16 protein-coding genes are annotated in these 15,279 nt (G+C 35.6%); 11 read left to right on the top strand and 5 right to left on the bottom strand.

Translation table 11 applies throughout. The features are described from left to right. The first annotated feature begins 111 nt into the window (after window positions 1–111). A complete protein-coding gene (locus BK577_RS22665) occupies window positions 112–972 on the top strand; it encodes an EamA family transporter (protein WP_078435027.1) in 861 nt (286 codons plus the stop codon). A 71-nt stretch (window positions 973–1,043) separates the two neighbouring features. Here BK577_RS22665 and BK577_RS22660 read toward each other — a convergent pair whose 3' ends face one another. Continuing rightward, window positions 1,044–1,916, bottom strand: a complete 873-nt coding sequence (locus tag BK577_RS22660) for a YitT family protein (RefSeq protein WP_078435026.1) — start codon at window positions 1,914–1,916, stop codon at window positions 1,044–1,046. 348 nt (window positions 1,917–2,264) lie between these two features. Here BK577_RS22660 and BK577_RS22655 point away from each other — a divergent pair, with 348 nt between their 5' ends. Then, window positions 2,265–2,819, top strand: coding sequence for a tyrosine-type recombinase/integrase (locus tag BK577_RS22655; protein ID WP_078435025.1), 555 nt, complete (start codon window positions 2,265–2,267; stop codon window positions 2,817–2,819). A 98-nt stretch (window positions 2,820–2,917) separates the two neighbouring features. On the opposite strand, the gene BK577_RS22650 is transcribed toward BK577_RS22655, so the two are convergent. After that, window positions 2,918–3,616 (bottom strand): universal stress protein, encoded by a 699-nt coding sequence (locus BK577_RS22650; RefSeq protein WP_078435024.1) that lies wholly within the window; start codon window positions 3,614–3,616, stop codon window positions 2,918–2,920. Window positions 3,617–3,826: 210 nt separating this feature from the next. On the opposite strand from BK577_RS22650, the gene BK577_RS22645 reads away from it, so the two are divergent. The 7 genes from BK577_RS22645 to BK577_RS22615 are packed head-to-tail and all read left to right on the top strand — an operon-like array spanning window position 3,827 to window position 9,623. Continuing rightward, window positions 3,827–6,229: a Na+/H+ antiporter subunit A gene (locus BK577_RS22645; RefSeq protein ID WP_078435023.1), complete on the top strand. Its 2,403-nt coding sequence runs from the start codon at window positions 3,827–3,829 to the stop codon at window positions 6,227–6,229. Next, entirely contained in the window at window positions 6,229–6,663 is a 435-nt protein-coding gene (locus tag BK577_RS22640) for a Na(+)/H(+) antiporter subunit B (RefSeq protein WP_078435022.1), read from the top strand. The genes BK577_RS22645 and BK577_RS22640 overlap by 1 nt, the downstream gene beginning before the upstream one ends. A 1-nt stretch (window position 6,664) precedes the next feature. Then, window positions 6,665–7,003: a Na(+)/H(+) antiporter subunit C gene (locus tag BK577_RS22635; RefSeq protein WP_078435021.1), complete on the top strand. Its 339-nt coding sequence runs from the start codon at window positions 6,665–6,667 to the stop codon at window positions 7,001–7,003. Beyond that, the gene (locus BK577_RS22630; protein WP_078435020.1) at window positions 6,996–8,486 is read left to right on the top strand and encodes a Na+/H+ antiporter subunit D; all 1,491 of its coding nucleotides are present in this window, start codon (window positions 6,996–6,998) and stop codon (window positions 8,484–8,486) included. Before BK577_RS22635 ends, BK577_RS22630 begins: the two co-directional genes overlap by 8 nt. A 39-nt stretch (window positions 8,487–8,525) precedes the next feature. Then, complete coding sequence (locus BK577_RS22625) at window positions 8,526–9,005, top strand: Na+/H+ antiporter subunit E (protein ID WP_078435019.1); 480 nt, start codon at window positions 8,526–8,528, stop codon at window positions 9,003–9,005. Continuing rightward, window positions 9,002–9,286, top strand: coding sequence for a Na(+)/H(+) antiporter subunit F1 (locus BK577_RS22620; protein ID WP_078435018.1), 285 nt, complete (start codon window positions 9,002–9,004; stop codon window positions 9,284–9,286). Before BK577_RS22625 ends, BK577_RS22620 begins: the two co-directional genes overlap by 4 nt. Then, window positions 9,264–9,623 (top strand): Na+/H+ antiporter subunit G, encoded by a 360-nt coding sequence (locus BK577_RS22615; RefSeq protein ID WP_078435017.1) that lies wholly within the window; start codon window positions 9,264–9,266, stop codon window positions 9,621–9,623. The genes BK577_RS22620 and BK577_RS22615 overlap by 23 nt, the downstream gene beginning before the upstream one ends. Window positions 9,624–9,706: 83 nt before the next feature. Here BK577_RS22615 and BK577_RS22610 read toward each other — a convergent pair whose 3' ends face one another. Together BK577_RS22610 and BK577_RS22605 are read right to left on the bottom strand one after the other, a co-directional pair. Further along, entirely contained in the window at window positions 9,707–10,006 is a 300-nt protein-coding gene (locus BK577_RS22610) for an MTH1187 family thiamine-binding protein (RefSeq protein WP_078435016.1), read from the bottom strand. A gap of 35 nt (window positions 10,007–10,041) precedes the next feature. Further along, window positions 10,042–10,467 (bottom strand): CBS domain-containing protein, encoded by a 426-nt coding sequence (locus BK577_RS22605; RefSeq protein ID WP_078435015.1) that lies wholly within the window; start codon window positions 10,465–10,467, stop codon window positions 10,042–10,044. Window positions 10,468–10,737: 270 nt separating this feature from the next. On the opposite strand from BK577_RS22605, the gene BK577_RS22600 reads away from it, so the two are divergent. Both BK577_RS22600 and BK577_RS22595 read left to right on the top strand, forming a co-directional pair. Further along, window positions 10,738–12,399: a mechanosensitive ion channel gene (locus tag BK577_RS22600; RefSeq protein ID WP_078435014.1), complete on the top strand. Its 1,662-nt coding sequence runs from the start codon at window positions 10,738–10,740 to the stop codon at window positions 12,397–12,399. A 339-nt stretch (window positions 12,400–12,738) separates the two neighbouring features. Further along, a complete protein-coding gene (locus tag BK577_RS22595) occupies window positions 12,739–14,277 on the top strand; it encodes a BCCT family transporter (protein ID WP_078435013.1) in 1,539 nt (512 codons plus the stop codon). A 63-nt stretch (window positions 14,278–14,340) separates the two neighbouring features. Here BK577_RS22595 and map read toward each other — a convergent pair whose 3' ends face one another. Next, window positions 14,341–15,084, bottom strand: coding sequence for a type I methionyl aminopeptidase (gene map, locus BK577_RS22590; protein ID WP_078435012.1), 744 nt, complete (start codon window positions 15,082–15,084; stop codon window positions 14,341–14,343). Between the last annotated feature and the right edge of the window lie 195 nt (window positions 15,085–15,279).

Below are 15,279 nucleotides of genomic sequence, written 5' to 3'. Positions count from 1 at the left end.
AGAAACTCCCATATTGTATGAAATCTTATTTTTCTAAAGATAACAGAATTAAATGTTTTAACAGATTTAATACTCTTATAGGAGAAATTTAAGAGTAAAGAAGGGTATAAGATGAGTGTCACACTGGCATTACTTGCAGCTTTTTTTGCTTCAATAACAGGAATTTTGGCTAAAATCGGAATGGAGAATGTGAATTCTAATTTAGCAACAGCTATCCGCACGATTATTGTATTAATCATGGCTTTTATCATTGTTTTAATCACAGATCAGCTTCATTCCATCACCATGATTTCAACAAAAGCATTACTATTTATCCTATTATCAGGGGTAGCAACTGGGATTTCCTGGTTGTTTTTCTTCAGAGCACTAGCGATGGGTGATGCTTCCAAGGTAATACCAATCGATAAATCAAGTGTTGTATTGACAATTATATTATCAATTGTGGTTTTGGGAGAGCAAGCTGTCCCGCATATTATGGTTGGAGGAGCATTAATTGCTGTTGGTACTTTTGTGTTGATTGGAAAAAATGAAGAAAAGAAACGCTTTACCGGTTCTCAAATTTATATTGTGTATGCCATATTAGGGGCTGTATTCGCAGCGTTAACGGCAATATTAGCAAAAATCGGAATTGAAGATGTGGATTCAAATGTTGCTACCTTTTTAAGAACGATCGTGATTTTACTTTTTTCATGGGCAATCGTGTTTTTTAAAGGAAATCATAAAGAAATAAAAGCAATCTCCTCAAAAGGATATCTCTTTTTAATTCTATCAGGTGTGGCGACAGGTTTATCATGGCTTTGCTATTTTGCTGCTTTAGCTATTGGAAAGGTTTCCGTGGTAGCTCCTATTGATAAAGCTAGTGTTGTTATCACGATGATTCTAAGTTTTGTGATTTTAAAGGAGAAAGTAACAAAAAGCAAGGTTATTGGCGGGATAATTATTACAATTGGAACAGTTTTCTTAATTTTTTAGACCAAAAAGGCGCAACTTATTAAATTGCGCCTTTTCGAGTTTACATATTTTATTTCACCATAAAGGCATTGTTAATGAATATTATGCTTTCTAAAATTACCACCCTTAACCTCAGCAACATCATAAACGGTAACAAAGGCACTTCCATCGATTTCATTTATGATTTCTTTAAGTTTGGTTTCTTCCAAGCGGTTGATGACACATGTGATCTCTTTGAACTTTTCATTCGAAAAGCCGCCGTAAGCTTCTTTATATGTCGCACTTCTGCCTAAACGATCGCGAATTGTCTCGATCATTATTTCAGGTTTTGTTGTAATAATTTGGAATGTTTTAGAGCCGCTTAACCCTACTTCAACAATATGAATGACTTTAGAAGCAATAAAATAAGCGATCGCCGAAAGGATAGCTCCTTGAAGTCCAAATACGGTTGATACGAAAATAAACACAAAGATGTTTAAGAATAGGATGAGATCACTTGTCCCAAATGGTAATTTCCGGGATAATAAAACGGCAAGCATATCAATCCCATCCAATGCACCACCATTACGTAAAGCTAATCCCATTCCAAAACCGAGGATAATCCCACCTACAACAGTAACTAACAGTGTATCTCCTTCAATAATAGCAGGAATATGGTGCATGAACACTGTCCCTAAAGCAAGTGAAGCTATTCCAAGAATCGATAATATCGTGAAGGTTTTGCCAATTTGTTTATATCCAAGCCAAATAAATGGGATGTTTATGCCGGCAATCAAAACTCCTAATGGTATGTCAAATAGTTTTGAGCCGACGATACTTAGTCCTGTTACCCCTCCATCAGAGACATTGTTTGGAATTAATACTGTTTCCAGTCCATATGCAGCGACAATTCCACCGATAATGACCATTAATCCTTGTAAAATCTTTCTTAATTTAAATGGTTTATGTTTTTCACTTACATTCATAAAATTCCTCTTTTCAAATTTTTTTCCTATTTAAGTCTACCATAAAATTTTATTTTTCATTATTCTTTCTCCTTGGACAAAAATTCACAGTAACTATGAACTCCTCTTTCATGTTCTATATAAATTTGATGTTACATAATCTTGTAATAGTGAAGGATAAGTAACGTTAGTGAAAATTAACATGTAAACATTGATTTTATAAGGGCGGGCATAATAAGTAAACATGCCGGCAGACTTTAAAAAGCAGTAAAATGATAATGAAAATTGATTATGAAGTGATCAAGATAATTGTAATGTTACATAATTTTTGTTAGGATGTAGTTATGTAACATAAGGGGGAGCTTTCCTGTGGAATATGTCGATCCGATAAAAGACATTGAACAAATAAATGCAATAAAAGAGAAATTAAAGAAACAATCACAAAGAGACCTTTTGCTTTTTGTATTTGGTATTAATACAGGGGTAAGAATTAGTGATTTACTTGCTTTGAAGGTAAGGGATGTTTTTGATGGTGAAAAGGTTAAAGAATTCCTTTATATCGAAGAAGATGATGTAATGGGCTACTTTATAAATAATGCAGTGAAATATGAAATAGAAAATTACTTTGCCCAACATGATTTTAAAATGGAAGATTATTTATTTAAGTCAAAAAAGGATCTTAAACCAATTACTCGTCAGCAGGCATATCGTATTATTAACAATGCCGCTAAGGAGGTAGGAGTTATCGGCAAAGTGGGAACACATACACTTAGAAAGACTTTTGGCTACCATGCTTACCGGAAGGGAATAGCTATTTCCATTTTAATGTCGATTTATCATCATCATTCTTCTGCAGAAACACTACGATATCTAGGAATTGACAAAGATGAAAAACAAGTAATTAAAGTGGATGTGAATTTATGAGGCTGGTTTTGTTGTAAGATCATGTGTTACCTCATAATAAGTCATATAAAAAACCTCCGCTTCATTACAAAGCAGAGGCTAAAAATATAGATATAGAGTTAACTGTTTTCGTCTGGATTTTCACTATAGGTTTCAAGTGTCCGGGAAACATTTGTGAAATCTTCAATTACATCGTCAGTAACTCGAACTTGTAAGGTTTCTTTGCTTTTCATAAACTTAAAGATTCCATTATTAAAATCGGTTCCATGTTCTTTAAAGAAGATTCCTTCATATTCAATATCTTTTGTGTGGGTAAAGGATAAACGATACTTTTCGTTTTCCTTCACTAGATAGGCTCTAACCCCTTTTTCAAATTGCCCCTCTTCATCCTTAAGTGCACGTGAAACAGAAATGATGTGAAGATCTGTAAATGGTATATCTCGTAATAAGGAATTGATGACAGAACCTTTGGCGATTTGTTCCCACCTGCTTTGGGCAGTTTGTCCAAGAATAATTTGAGTAATGCTTTTCTCCCTTGCCACATCAGCGATGACTTTTGAAACTGGACGTTTTTCATTGTCTTTTATAATGAATTCATCAGCATTATGAAGTTTAGCTAAGTGTTTCCATCTTTCTATATAAAGAGATTTCTCAGCATCCAAATCATCAAACGGTTTTGGATCAATCGTTAAAATATAAAGTGGGCAATCAAGCATATTTGCAATTTTGCAACCACGTTGGATGAGACGTTCTCCATTTGGTCCATAATAAACGCACACGAGAATACTTTCATCCATGCGACCTTTTATTTTTTTCATTTTAAAGTCCACCTCGTATGTGTATTTAATAGGATAATTTACCACTATTTAAGTCAGACTATGTATGAATATAGCATCTTGTACAATCATGAGTCAAACTAATTTTTCTAGAAAATATATCTTGCCTACATTTATAAAAATTACATTGAGGATAACTATGATAAAACCTATTAATCTTTGTAAATAAACTTACAAAAGGAGGGGATCAATATGTCGGTGTTATATATCATGATTTTGATTCCATTTATATTTGCTTTTTTTGTTCCCTTTTTATATAAACGATTTTCCCCGAAAATTCACACTGGTTGGTTTGTATTGTTTGTACCTCTTATCATTTTTATTTATTTGTTAAGGTATATCCCTGTTGTCGCCAAGGGAGAAGTCATATTAAAAACAGTACCTTGGCTGCCTTCTGCAAATATTAATTATACAACATATATAGATGGATTAAGTCTTATTTTTGGACTTCTCATAGCAGGAGTAGGTACCCTGGTTATTCTTTACTCCATCTATTATTTATCAGCTGAACGTGAATCACTTCATAATTTCTATGTTTATCTCATGTTATTCATGGGAGCAATGTTTGGTGTTGTTTTCTCTGATAACATACTAGTTTTATACGTTTTCTGGGAATTAACAAGTATCTCTTCATTTTTATTAATTGCTTACTGGTATCAGCGTAAAGGATCACGCTATGGAGCTCTTAAGTCAATGCTCATTACCATATTCGGCGGGCTTGCTATGCTTGCAGGTTTTATCCTTTTATCGATAATGTCTGATACGTACAGCATTCGTGAAATGATGACCCAGCTTTCTGCTGTAAAGGAACATGCCTTGTTTATTCCAGCGATGATCCTCATTCTTTTGGGAGCATTTACAAAATCGGCTCAATTTCCGTTCAGTATATGGCTACCTGATGCAATGGAAGCACCTACACCAATTAGTGCTTATTTGCATTCAGCAACGATGGTTAAAGCGGGAATTTATCTTGTTGCACGTTTCACTCCTATATTTGGCGGAAGTGCTGAATGGTTTTGGATCGTTTCGAGTATTGGACTAATTACATTATTATATGGTTCGTTAAATGCTGTAAAACAGACGGATCTTAAAGCGTTGCTAGCCTATTCCACTATCAGTCAATTAGGGTTGATTATGAGTCTTTTCGGCCTTGGATCTATTTCATTATATTATGGGTTTGGGGATGAGCGGGCTTTGTATACAGGGGCTATCCTTACAGCCATTTTCCACTTAATTAATCATTCCACATTTAAAGGTAGTCTGTTTATGGTTGTGGGAATCATTGACCACGAAACAGGGACACGTGACATTCGGAAATTAGGCGGATTAATTCATATCATGCCTATTTCATTTTCATTAACACTTATTGGAAGCTTTGCGATGGCCGGATTACCTCCGTTTAATGGATTTTTAAGTAAAGAAATGTTTTTCACAAGTGTGTTACAAGCATCAGAGATGAGCGGTTTTAATATGGAAACCCTCGGATGGATGATTCCTGTTATTGCATGGATTGCGAGTGTTTTTACATTTATCTACTGCATGATTCTTTTATTTAAGACATTTACCGGTGAATATAAGCCGGAAAAATTAGGGAAAAAAGCACATGAAGCACCACTTGGCATGTTACTATCACCAATTATTTTAGCTTCGCTTGTGATTGTCATTTTCTTTTTCCCAAATGTCCTTGCAAAATACCTGTTGAAACCTGCTTTACATGCTGTTTTACCAAATGTAGCGCAGAGCGGTGTATTTGAGGTGAAAATAAGTGCTTGGCATGGGTGGAACACAGAATTATTTATGACGATAGGTGTTGTATTAGTTGGAGGAGTTTTATATCTTCTCCTAAAGAAGTGGCAAAAAGTGTATGCAATATATCCTGAGAGTCTGAAACTAAATAACTTGTATAATCTTGGAATTGAGAAATCTGAACAAGCATCACGTCTTCTTACTGAAAAATATATGACTGGGTCTATCCGTCAGTATTTGATTTATATTTTCCTATTTATGATCTTGATGCTGGGTGGTTCTCTTTTCTTTTTCAATGGAATTTCATTTGACTCTTCAAAAGATGCACCTGTCACACTGTTCGAGATGGGACTATTAGTGGCCATGTTACTAACTGCAGGTGCGGTACTTTTTGTGAAGTCGAGAATGACATCATTAGTATTAATTGGTGTACTTGGTTTTCTTGTGTCGATGTTATTTGTCATCTTCCGTGCACCGGATTTAGCTCTTACTCAGTTGGTTGTAGAAACGATCACAACAGCATTATTTTTACTTTGTTTCTACCATTTACCGGAGCTTGGGAAAAATATCGGGAGAGTAAGATTTAAATTAACAAATTTCATTGTATCGTTTGGTGTTGGTTTAACTGTTACGATTATGGCTCTGTCGGCAAATGGAACACGTCTGTTTGAACCTATTTCAATTTATTTCGAGGATTCCTACGAACTTGCAGGGGCCAAAAATATCGTTAATGCCATTCTGGTTGATTTTAGGGGCATTGATACGTTACTGGAAATTTCAGTCGTATGTATTGCAGGCTTGGGAGTATTCACGTTAATTAAACTACGATTAAAAGGGAGTGAAAAATAATGAAACATTCTACTAGTCCAAATGACGTTATTCTTCATTCTGTTACAAAGATTGCTGTCGTTATTATTCTCACTTTTTCCATTGATCTGTTCTTTGCTGGTCATCATAATCCCGGAGGAGGATTTATCGGAGGCCTTAGTATGGCAGCAGCACTGACTCTTTTATTTATTTCCTTTGATATAGAAAGTGTTCAAGCGAATTTACCTGTTGATTTTACAAAGCTTGCTGCCGTAGGCGTATTAATTGCAGTATTTGTTGGAATAGGGGGAATGTTGTTTAACCAACCATTCTTATTTCAAGCATTTGACTATTTTAATCTTCCTATTTTCGGAAAAACCGAACTTGCAACTGCAGTGCTTTTTGATATTGGAGTAGCCTTGGCTGTTATTGGTACAGCTGTAACAATTATTATGACAATAAGTGAGGATCGATAAAATGGAGACATTACTATCTATCCTTGTTGGCCTGTTTTTTATGATCGGTACCTATTTGATCTTGTCTAGGAATTTATTAAGAATCATCCTTGGGTCATCCATCATTAGTCATGGGATTAATCTGCTGATTCTTACGATGGGTGGTTTAAAAACAGGGGGACTGCCACTCATAGGTGAAAAAAATGTTACGTATACAGATGCCCTGCCCCAGGCACTGATTCTGACTGCAATTGTTATAAACTTTGCAGTTACAGCGCTTTTTTTAGTGTTAAGCTATCGGGCGAATAAAGTGTTAGGAACTGTTGATATAGATCAAATAAGGGGTAATGAACATGAATAATCTTATTATACTGCCGATAATCATACCTCTTATTGCAGGAATGATTATGATTGTTTTTCGGAAAAATATCTTATTTCAAAGAATAGTAAGTGTTCTTTCAATTTTATTGATTAGTATTGTTACATTTTTGATGATCAGACAAATTGAAGCTAAAGGAATTCAAACACTTCAATTAGGTGGCTGGGAAGCGCCTTTTGGTGTTAGCATTGTGGCTGATATGTTTTCTGTATTACTACTATTAACTTCAAGCATTGTAGCATTATGTTGTATGTTATTTGCCTTTAAAACAATCGGTAAAGATAGAGAAGAATTTTACTTTTATCCATTAACATTATTTCTTTTAACAGGAGTAAATGGCTCCTTTTTAACAGGAGATTTATTTAATCTATATGTTTGTTTTGAAGTGATGTTGATTGCCTCTTACGTCTTAATCTCATTGGGTGGTACAAAGCTTCAATTACGGGAGTCTCTAAAATATATATTAGTTAATATTGTATCTTCCTTCTTGTTTCTTCTTGCTATTGCTTATTTATACGCAATCACAGGAACATTAAACTTAGCACACCTTTCAACACGTATTGCAGAAGTAGGACAAGGAGGGCTGATTACTACTGTTGCCATTCTTTTCATTATTGTATTTAGTATGAAAGCAGCGTTATTTCTTTTCTTTTGGTTACCAGGTTCATATAGTGCTCCACCAACTGCAATTGCCGCGATTTTCGCTGCATTACTTACAAAGGTCGGTATCTACTCATTATTTCGTATGTTTACACTCGTCTTTTATCATGAGCCTCAAATTACTCATTTATTTATAGGGATATTAGGGGTTTTAACAATGATTTTGGGAGCGATTGGAGCAATAGCATATTGGGATATCAAGAAAATCTTAACCTATAATGTTATCGTCGGTGTCGGTTTTATTATCACTGGACTTGCTTCCTACACAGTAGAGGGGTTTAGAGGTTCCATTTATTACCTTATTCATGACATTATTATTAAAGCCCTTTTGTTTCTGATCGGGGGGACAATTATCTATTTGACCGGTACTAGTAAGCTAAAAGAGATAAGTGGTCTGATTCGGACACATCCTTACTTAGGTTGGATGTTCTTTATCACTTCCTTATCGATAGCCGGTATTCCTCCATTAAGCGGGTTTATAGGGAAAGTATTTATAACACGAGGTACCTTTGAGGCAGGTTATTATTGGATTGGCGGTATAGGACTATTTACTAGTCTAATGGTTCTGTATTCGGTCATGAAGATTTTTATGAATGGCTTTTGGGGAGAAGGATATCTAAGTAAGGAAATGGAAAAAGGAACAACTAAGGGGATTATGTTGCCAATAGGTATACTAACAATCCTGACCATACTATTAGGTGTCGGGGCTGAAGGAATATATAACTATATTAACCTTGCTGCTGAAAATCTGATGAATCCAACTGCATATATTGAGGCGGTATTTCAAGGGAAACAGATTCCTTAAAGTCTCTAGTTCTTGAAATTATGAAAAGAGGTGGTTTGATTGCCTTTACAGGTATTAATCAACCTATTTATTGCATTCTTGTGGATGTTTCTCCAAGATGAATGGAGCTTTCTAGCCTTTTTTAGCGGCTATTTGGTAGGAATCGTAGTCCTTTTCATCCTAAGACGGTTCTATAAACAAGAATTTTATTTGAGTAAATTGGGATCCATTTTAAAGCTGTTTTTGGTTTTTATAAGGGAATTGATCACATCGAGCATTTTTGTTGTAGGACATGTAATAAGACCTAAAGTTAACTTAACACCTGGAATTATCACAGTAGAAACAGATTTAGAAGGAGATTTAGAAGTAACCATATTTTCGTTGTTGCTAAATCTTACTCCAGGTTCAGTGGTTATTGAAGTCTCATCAGACTCTAAAGTCTTTTATATTCATGCCTTAGATCTACCAAAAGCAGGAGAATCTGTGAGAAAAGCGAGTAAAATCTTTGAGAAGGCAATTAAGGATGTGACAAGGAAATGACCGAAATTATTTTAAACATAGCGTTATTCTTATTGGTTCTTTCAATTTTGGCGGCACTATATCGTGTCATAAAAGGTCCATCAACTGCTGACAGAGTGCAAGCTTTAGATACAATCAGTATAACGATTATTGCCGGTGTAGCCATTTACTCTGTTTTATTAGACAGTCATGCCATATTGGAGATCATCCTGTTAATTGGCATTTTATCATTTGTAGGTACCATTGCCTTTGCCAGATTTATTGAAAGAGGTGTTGTTATTGTTCGCAAACGAAATAAGTGAACTGATCCCGGCATTACTAATTTTGGTAGGAACGATCTTCACTTTTCTTAGTGCTGTAGGTTTAGTACGATTTCCTGATTTATATACACGTTCACATGCAGCTTCAAAAAGTTCAACACTCGGTGTTCTTTGTACATTATTGGGGACACTGTGTTATTTTTGGATATCTGAGGGTTATTTCAGTATTCGATTAATTTTGGGGATTTTCTTTGTGTTTCTTACAACCCCTGTTGCAGCACATCTTATGTGTAGAGCAGCATATCGATCAAATTTAAAACTTGCGGATGAAAGTATTCAGGATGATTTAAAGGAAGTTTTTGAAAGAGAAAATGGATAATTGAGATTTTGAAAATTTATGATATGTAAAAATACCCCCATACATCACAAAGTATGGGGGTGTTCTCTTTTTGACTTAATTTCTTATTCTAAATCCTTCTCAACTGTATCTACCTGATGGTTCATATCCATTTGTTTATCAGTACGATGGTCAATACTTATGTTGGTTACAATTCGGTCGGGACCTACTGAAAATGCCTTCTGATGCATGTCTCTGGCGATGTCCCATAGCTGATCAATTTCTCCTTCAATGACAGTTGAGGTGGGAGTCAGCTTATAGGTTAATCCTTTTTCTTCAATTTTTTTGACAACGTTGGTGACCTCTGAGCTAAAGCTGGTAGAATTTGTTCCAATGGGAATAATACTTATTTCCAACAATGGCACTTTTATCACTCCTTTAATTGTTTTTGAGTTAATTATTAGTGATTAGGTTCAGCGGGTACGGAAATGTCCTCAAGGGCTTTTCCAGCTTTTTTCTTTGATTCATTGTGGACTGCTATGTCTCCAAGCGAAACCATTCCAACCAATTTCTCACCCTCGACAATAGGAAGACGGCGAATTTGATGCTGTGACATGATCTCTGCCGCTTGCTCAACTGACATATCCGGTGTTCCTTTTATAACGTCTTCCGTCATTAGCTTTGAAATGGATGTTTCACCTGATAGATTGTTTGCTATCCCTTTTATGACAATATCGCGATCGGTTACGATTCCTACTAATCTTTCATCTTCACAAATTGGAATAGAGCCTACTTCAAGCTCTTTCATTTTTAAAGCAATTTCACTGCAAGAACTTTTCACTGTACAACTTTCAACATCGGTTGTCATGACTTCGGTAATATTCATGTCTATTCCTCCTTCATGATTTATGGTCCTTCGTTTATTTGCATACCCTTCCTAATCTTTTGTAAACACAATGTTTATGTCTAGTAAAAGCTGAGAACATCTCTTATCTACTAAATAGATTGATTAACTGGCTGAACCCTAATATATTTTTTTGAAACTTAAATTTTAGATAATTTTATAAGTTTTTTTCTGTTTAACCACATGATTCATTGGGAATTTAACCTATGAACCAATCACATCACATAATTGTATTTTTAAAGGAGGCAGAACATGATAGATTACAACGGAGTAACAGATTCTTGGATGGCTTATTTAGGGAGATTACCAGATTTAGTACTTGCCCTACTTGTCCTTTTGATAGGATGGATTGTTGCAACTATTATTGCAAAGGCGGTAAAGGCTGCCTTACATCGTACAGACTTTGATAACAAAATGGCACGATGGATGAGACCGGATTCTAATAGAAACCGAGATGCATCAAAGCCTTTCAACTATTCTTCTGAAAGTATTATTAGTAAGGTTGTATTTTGGATTATTATGGCTATAGCATTTGTTGTATTTTTAAATATGCTGAGTCTGCCATATGTTGCACAGCCAATTTCACAAGCATTGGGTGTTATCGCAGCGGCAATACCAAGTCTATTAAAAGCAGCTCTTATTGCCGTTGTTGCCTGGTTGATCGCATCAGGATTGTCAATTTTAGTTAAAAAGGCAGGAAATAGTCAACATGTTCAAGGATTTTTATCAAGATGGAAGCTAACAGGTGACAGAAATCAAGCAAATAATGCAGTACTCTCTGCTTCTAAAGCAGTCTTTTATTTAACACTGCTGCTATTCTTACCTGCGGTTCTAGCAGCTCTCGGAATTGAAGCCATTTCAGAACCTCTTGAAGGCATGTTAAATGGATTCTTTGCTTTTATTCCTAAACTTATTGGTGCTGCGGTCATTCTGTTTATTGGATGGTTAGTAGCAAAGGTTGTAAAGGAAATTCTTGTGAAGTTTCTAAGCAGTATTGGAACAGATCGTCTTGCAGCTAAATTGGGTGCTGAAAAGGCACTTGATAACCATTCGATTTCTCAGTTAATAGGAACAATTGTATATGTATTTATTTTAATCCCGGTTGTCATTTCGGCACTTGAAACATTGGATATTGATGGTATTTCCGAACCGGCTGTTGGAATGCTTGGTCAAATCATGGACATGATTCCAAATATTATTATTGCCATTCTCCTTGTGGCAGCAGGTTTATGGGTCGGTAAATGGGTTAAGACAGCTATCACTTCTTTGTTGGAGCGAGTTGGATTTAACAGCATTCTTTCTAAAATGGGACTAGGGTCACTGAGAAAGAGCACACAAACTTTAACCCTCTCTGAGCTAGTAGGATTGGCAGCACAGATTGTCGTTGTTCTGCTATTTACAATAGAAGCATTGCAGATTGTTAATCTTGAAAGCTTGGTTTCTATCTTAACGGTTGTATTGGCATATATTCCGATGGTGTTAACGGCTGTTCTCATTCTTGGAATTGGATTTTATGCGGGAGATCTTGTTAAACGTATTGTGAAAAGCATGGTGAGACAAGAAACAGAAGGTAAGATGCTTGGTAATATTGCCAAATATACTATTATTACACTAGCTTTCTTTATGGCACTTAATCAACTAGGAGTTGCAAGTACGATTGTAAATGCTGCATTCATCTTAATCCTGGGCGGATTCACTCTTGCATTTGGATTGGCTTTCGGATTAGGTGGGAGAGAAGCGGCCAGTCGTACTCTAAATAAAGTAGGTAATAAAATGGAGCAAACTACAATTCAAAGTCCAGATCCGAAAGAATGGAAGAGACAACCAGAGCAAACGAACATACCTACAAGTCATACAAATTTGTTTCAAAACAGAAATATGAACAATAATAACAATCCGAAACAAGATATGTAATATTCTAAAAAATAAAGGAATGACAGACTGCATGTAAGGTCTGTTATTCCTTTATTATGTTACATATTAAAATTAGAAAAGAAGGAAGGAAAAATTCAGGGGAGCACACAGTGTGTTCTTGTGAATGATGATTAGAATTTTATTGCAATTTTATTAATATGCAAAAATTATGCGTGATAGTAGGCTTGCGAACCAATAAAAGTCAAAATTCCACCCCTGAAAATGATTGAATATACAATGAGATGGAAATTAATAAAAATTCTTAACATCAAATATTTGCGATATAAAAGAAGCTACGACATAATAAATAAATGAATCTTTCATTTGGGGTGAAAATTTGTGAACAAAGTTAGTTCAGTTTTTTGGTACTCACTTGCTATTTGTGTAGTACTGGTTGTTTGGGGAGCAGTTGCTCCAGAACATTTACAGACGTTGACGGCAAATCTAACGTCGTACATATCAGAAGCATTTGGATGGTACTATTTATTACTTATCATGCTATTGCTCGCATTCTGTATCTATTTAATGTTTTCTAGGTTTGGAAAAATCAAATTGGGTAAAGAAGATGATAAACCTGATTTTAGTACACCTACCTGGTTTGCGATGTTATTTAGTGCAGGAATGGGAATGGGATTGGTATTTTGGACAACCGCAGAACCTATCTCCCATGCGTATAAAAGTACGCCGGGATTTGAACCGGGATCCGACGAGGCGATAAAACAATCGCTCCAATATTCCTTTTTTCATTGGGGAGTTCACGCATGGGCAGTATATGGCATTGTCGCTCTGGTTTTAGCTTATTTCAAGTTCCGCAAAGGATATCCTGGATTAATAAGTGCAACACTAATACCTATATTTGGCGAAAAAAGTATGCGAGCCATGCCGGGTAAGTTAATTGATACTCTGGCGATCTTTGCTACAGTTGTAGGTGTCGCTTCCACTCTTGGATTTGGTTCAGCGCAAATTAATGGTGGATTGTCTTACCTTTTTAATACGCCAAACAATTATGGGATGCAGTTATTAATTCTCGCCATTTCAACCATACTATTTACCTTATCAGCATGGTCCGGAATTGGAAAAGGGATAAAGTATTTAAGTAATATTAATATGGGTCTTGGATTTGCCCTTCTATTAATCCTTTTCATTGTTGGACCCACACTCTATATTTTGAATATGTTTACAACAACACTCGGTGGTTATATTACGAATTTCTTTGATATGAGTTTCCGCCTGTCTCCATTAAATGAAGAAGGTCGTACTTGGATAGATAACTGGACCATTTTTTATTGGGCATGGTGGGTTTCTTGGGCACCATTTGTTGGTATCTTTATCGCTCGAGTATCAAAGGGACGGACTGTCAAGGAATTCTTACTTGGTGTACTAATTGTCCCTGCTATCGTTTGCTTTATCTTTTTTGCAGTATTTGGTGTTTCCGCCTTGAATATTGAGCAAAATGGAATTGATGCTATTTCCAACTATTCACTTGAAACCACTACATTTGGAGTTCTCCAACATTATCCGCTTGGAGATTTTATGGCATTGTTAACGATTGTTGTTATCGCAATCTTTTTTATCACTTCGGCCGATTCAGCCACATTCGTTCTAGGGATGTTGAGTACATGGGGATCTATAAATCCTGCAAATCCCGTTAAAATTACATGGGGTCTTGCCATGTCTGCGATGGCCGCTATTATTGTTTATTTTGGTGGTACACAGGGGCTGCAGAATATGCTGATCATTGCTGCCCTTCCATTTTCCTTCGTCATGATACTAATGGGTGCCTCGTTTTATAAAGCAGTCAATAACGAAATTGAAAAAAAGAAAAAAGTAAAAGAAATGAAGAAAAAACAACAACCAAAAAGTCCGATAATAAGTTAAGGGGATGAAAAAACCACCTTTATATTGATAAGGGTGGTTTTCGTGCTTAATCCTAAACAGTAATTATAAAGTAATGACAATAGGTCCTTCTTTTGTAATAATAATCGTATGTTCACACTGTGCCACAAAGCTGTTCTCTGTTACAAATGTCCATTCATCATCTTCATATTGAAACACTTCCTCTTCACGTGTTGAGATGAACGGTTCAAATGCTATAACCATTCCTTCTTTAAGAAGCTCGTCATCGGAAGGCTCATAATAGTTATAAATATGGTGGGGGGCCTCATGAATGGTGCGACCAATTCCATGTCCTGTAAGGTTCATAATAACTGTAAACCCATTCTCCTTTGCAGTCGCTACTACAGCCTTGCCAAGTCTGCTTTTCTTAGAACCTGGTTTAACCCTTTTTAATCCGGCTTCGAATGCCTCAACAGCAGTATCACATAATTTTGTTAATTCAGGTGCTCCGTTACCAACCACGAATGAAATGCCAGTGTCAGCAAAATAACCATTTTTAGAACCTGACACATCAATATTTACAAGATCACCATCTTCTATTACTCGACTACCAGGTATACCATGTGCCACTTCTTCATTAACACTTATACAAGTGTATCCAGGGAAATTATATTCTCCCTTTGGTGCAGAAATTGCCCCATATTCTTCAAATAAATTTCCTGCCATGTCATCAAGTTCTTTAGTTGTGATACCCACTTTTGTTTTTTGAACTAATTCCTCTCGAATTGAGGCAACGATTTTTCCAATTTCTTTTAATCCGTTAAAATCTTCTTCAGTTTTTGCAATCATTTTTTATTTCCATCCATTTCCTATAAGGTTATGTTTATTAGATTATCCTATTTAACAATGAAAATCCATTGATTACTATCTCAATTTTTTTATAAGAAGTCAAAGATATCTTGTTTCTAATAATAGTACCATCTATGATAAATATTGTTTTTTATTGAACTAGTGAGATCATTTACTTACTATTAGATTACTATA

Origin of the sequence: Metabacillus halosaccharovorans (assembly GCF_002019635.1) — a bacterium.
GTDB classification, from domain to species: Bacteria; Bacillota; Bacilli; order Bacillales; family Bacillaceae; genus Metabacillus; species Metabacillus halosaccharovorans.
This window is presented reverse-complemented; position numbering and strand designations above follow the sequence as displayed.

Coding starts and splice junctions, on each gene's coding strand:
- BK577_RS22640 (WP_078435022.1), top strand. CDS start 6,229: ATGAAACATTCTACTAGTCCAAATGACGTTATTCTTCATTCTGTTACA.
- BK577_RS22635 (WP_078435021.1), top strand. CDS start 6,665: ATGGAGACATTACTATCTATCCTTGTTGGCCTGTTTTTTATGATCGGT.
- map (WP_078435012.1), bottom strand. CDS start 15,084: ATGATTGCAAAAACTGAAGAAGATTTTAACGGATTAAAAGAAATTGGA.
- BK577_RS22620 (WP_078435018.1), top strand. CDS start 9,002: ATGACCGAAATTATTTTAAACATAGCGTTATTCTTATTGGTTCTTTCA.
- BK577_RS22665 (WP_078435027.1), top strand. CDS start 112: ATGAGTGTCACACTGGCATTACTTGCAGCTTTTTTTGCTTCAATAACA.
- BK577_RS22660 (WP_078435026.1), bottom strand. CDS start 1,916: ATGAATGTAAGTGAAAAACATAAACCATTTAAATTAAGAAAGATTTTA.
- BK577_RS22650 (WP_078435024.1), bottom strand. CDS start 3,616: ATGAAAAAAATAAAAGGTCGCATGGATGAAAGTATTCTCGTGTGCGTT.
- BK577_RS22630 (WP_078435020.1), top strand. CDS start 6,996: ATGAATAATCTTATTATACTGCCGATAATCATACCTCTTATTGCAGGA.
- BK577_RS22600 (WP_078435014.1), top strand. CDS start 10,738: ATGATAGATTACAACGGAGTAACAGATTCTTGGATGGCTTATTTAGGG.
- BK577_RS22645 (WP_078435023.1), top strand. CDS start 3,827: ATGTCGGTGTTATATATCATGATTTTGATTCCATTTATATTTGCTTTT.
- BK577_RS22605 (WP_078435015.1), bottom strand. CDS start 10,467: ATGAATATTACCGAAGTCATGACAACCGATGTTGAAAGTTGTACAGTG.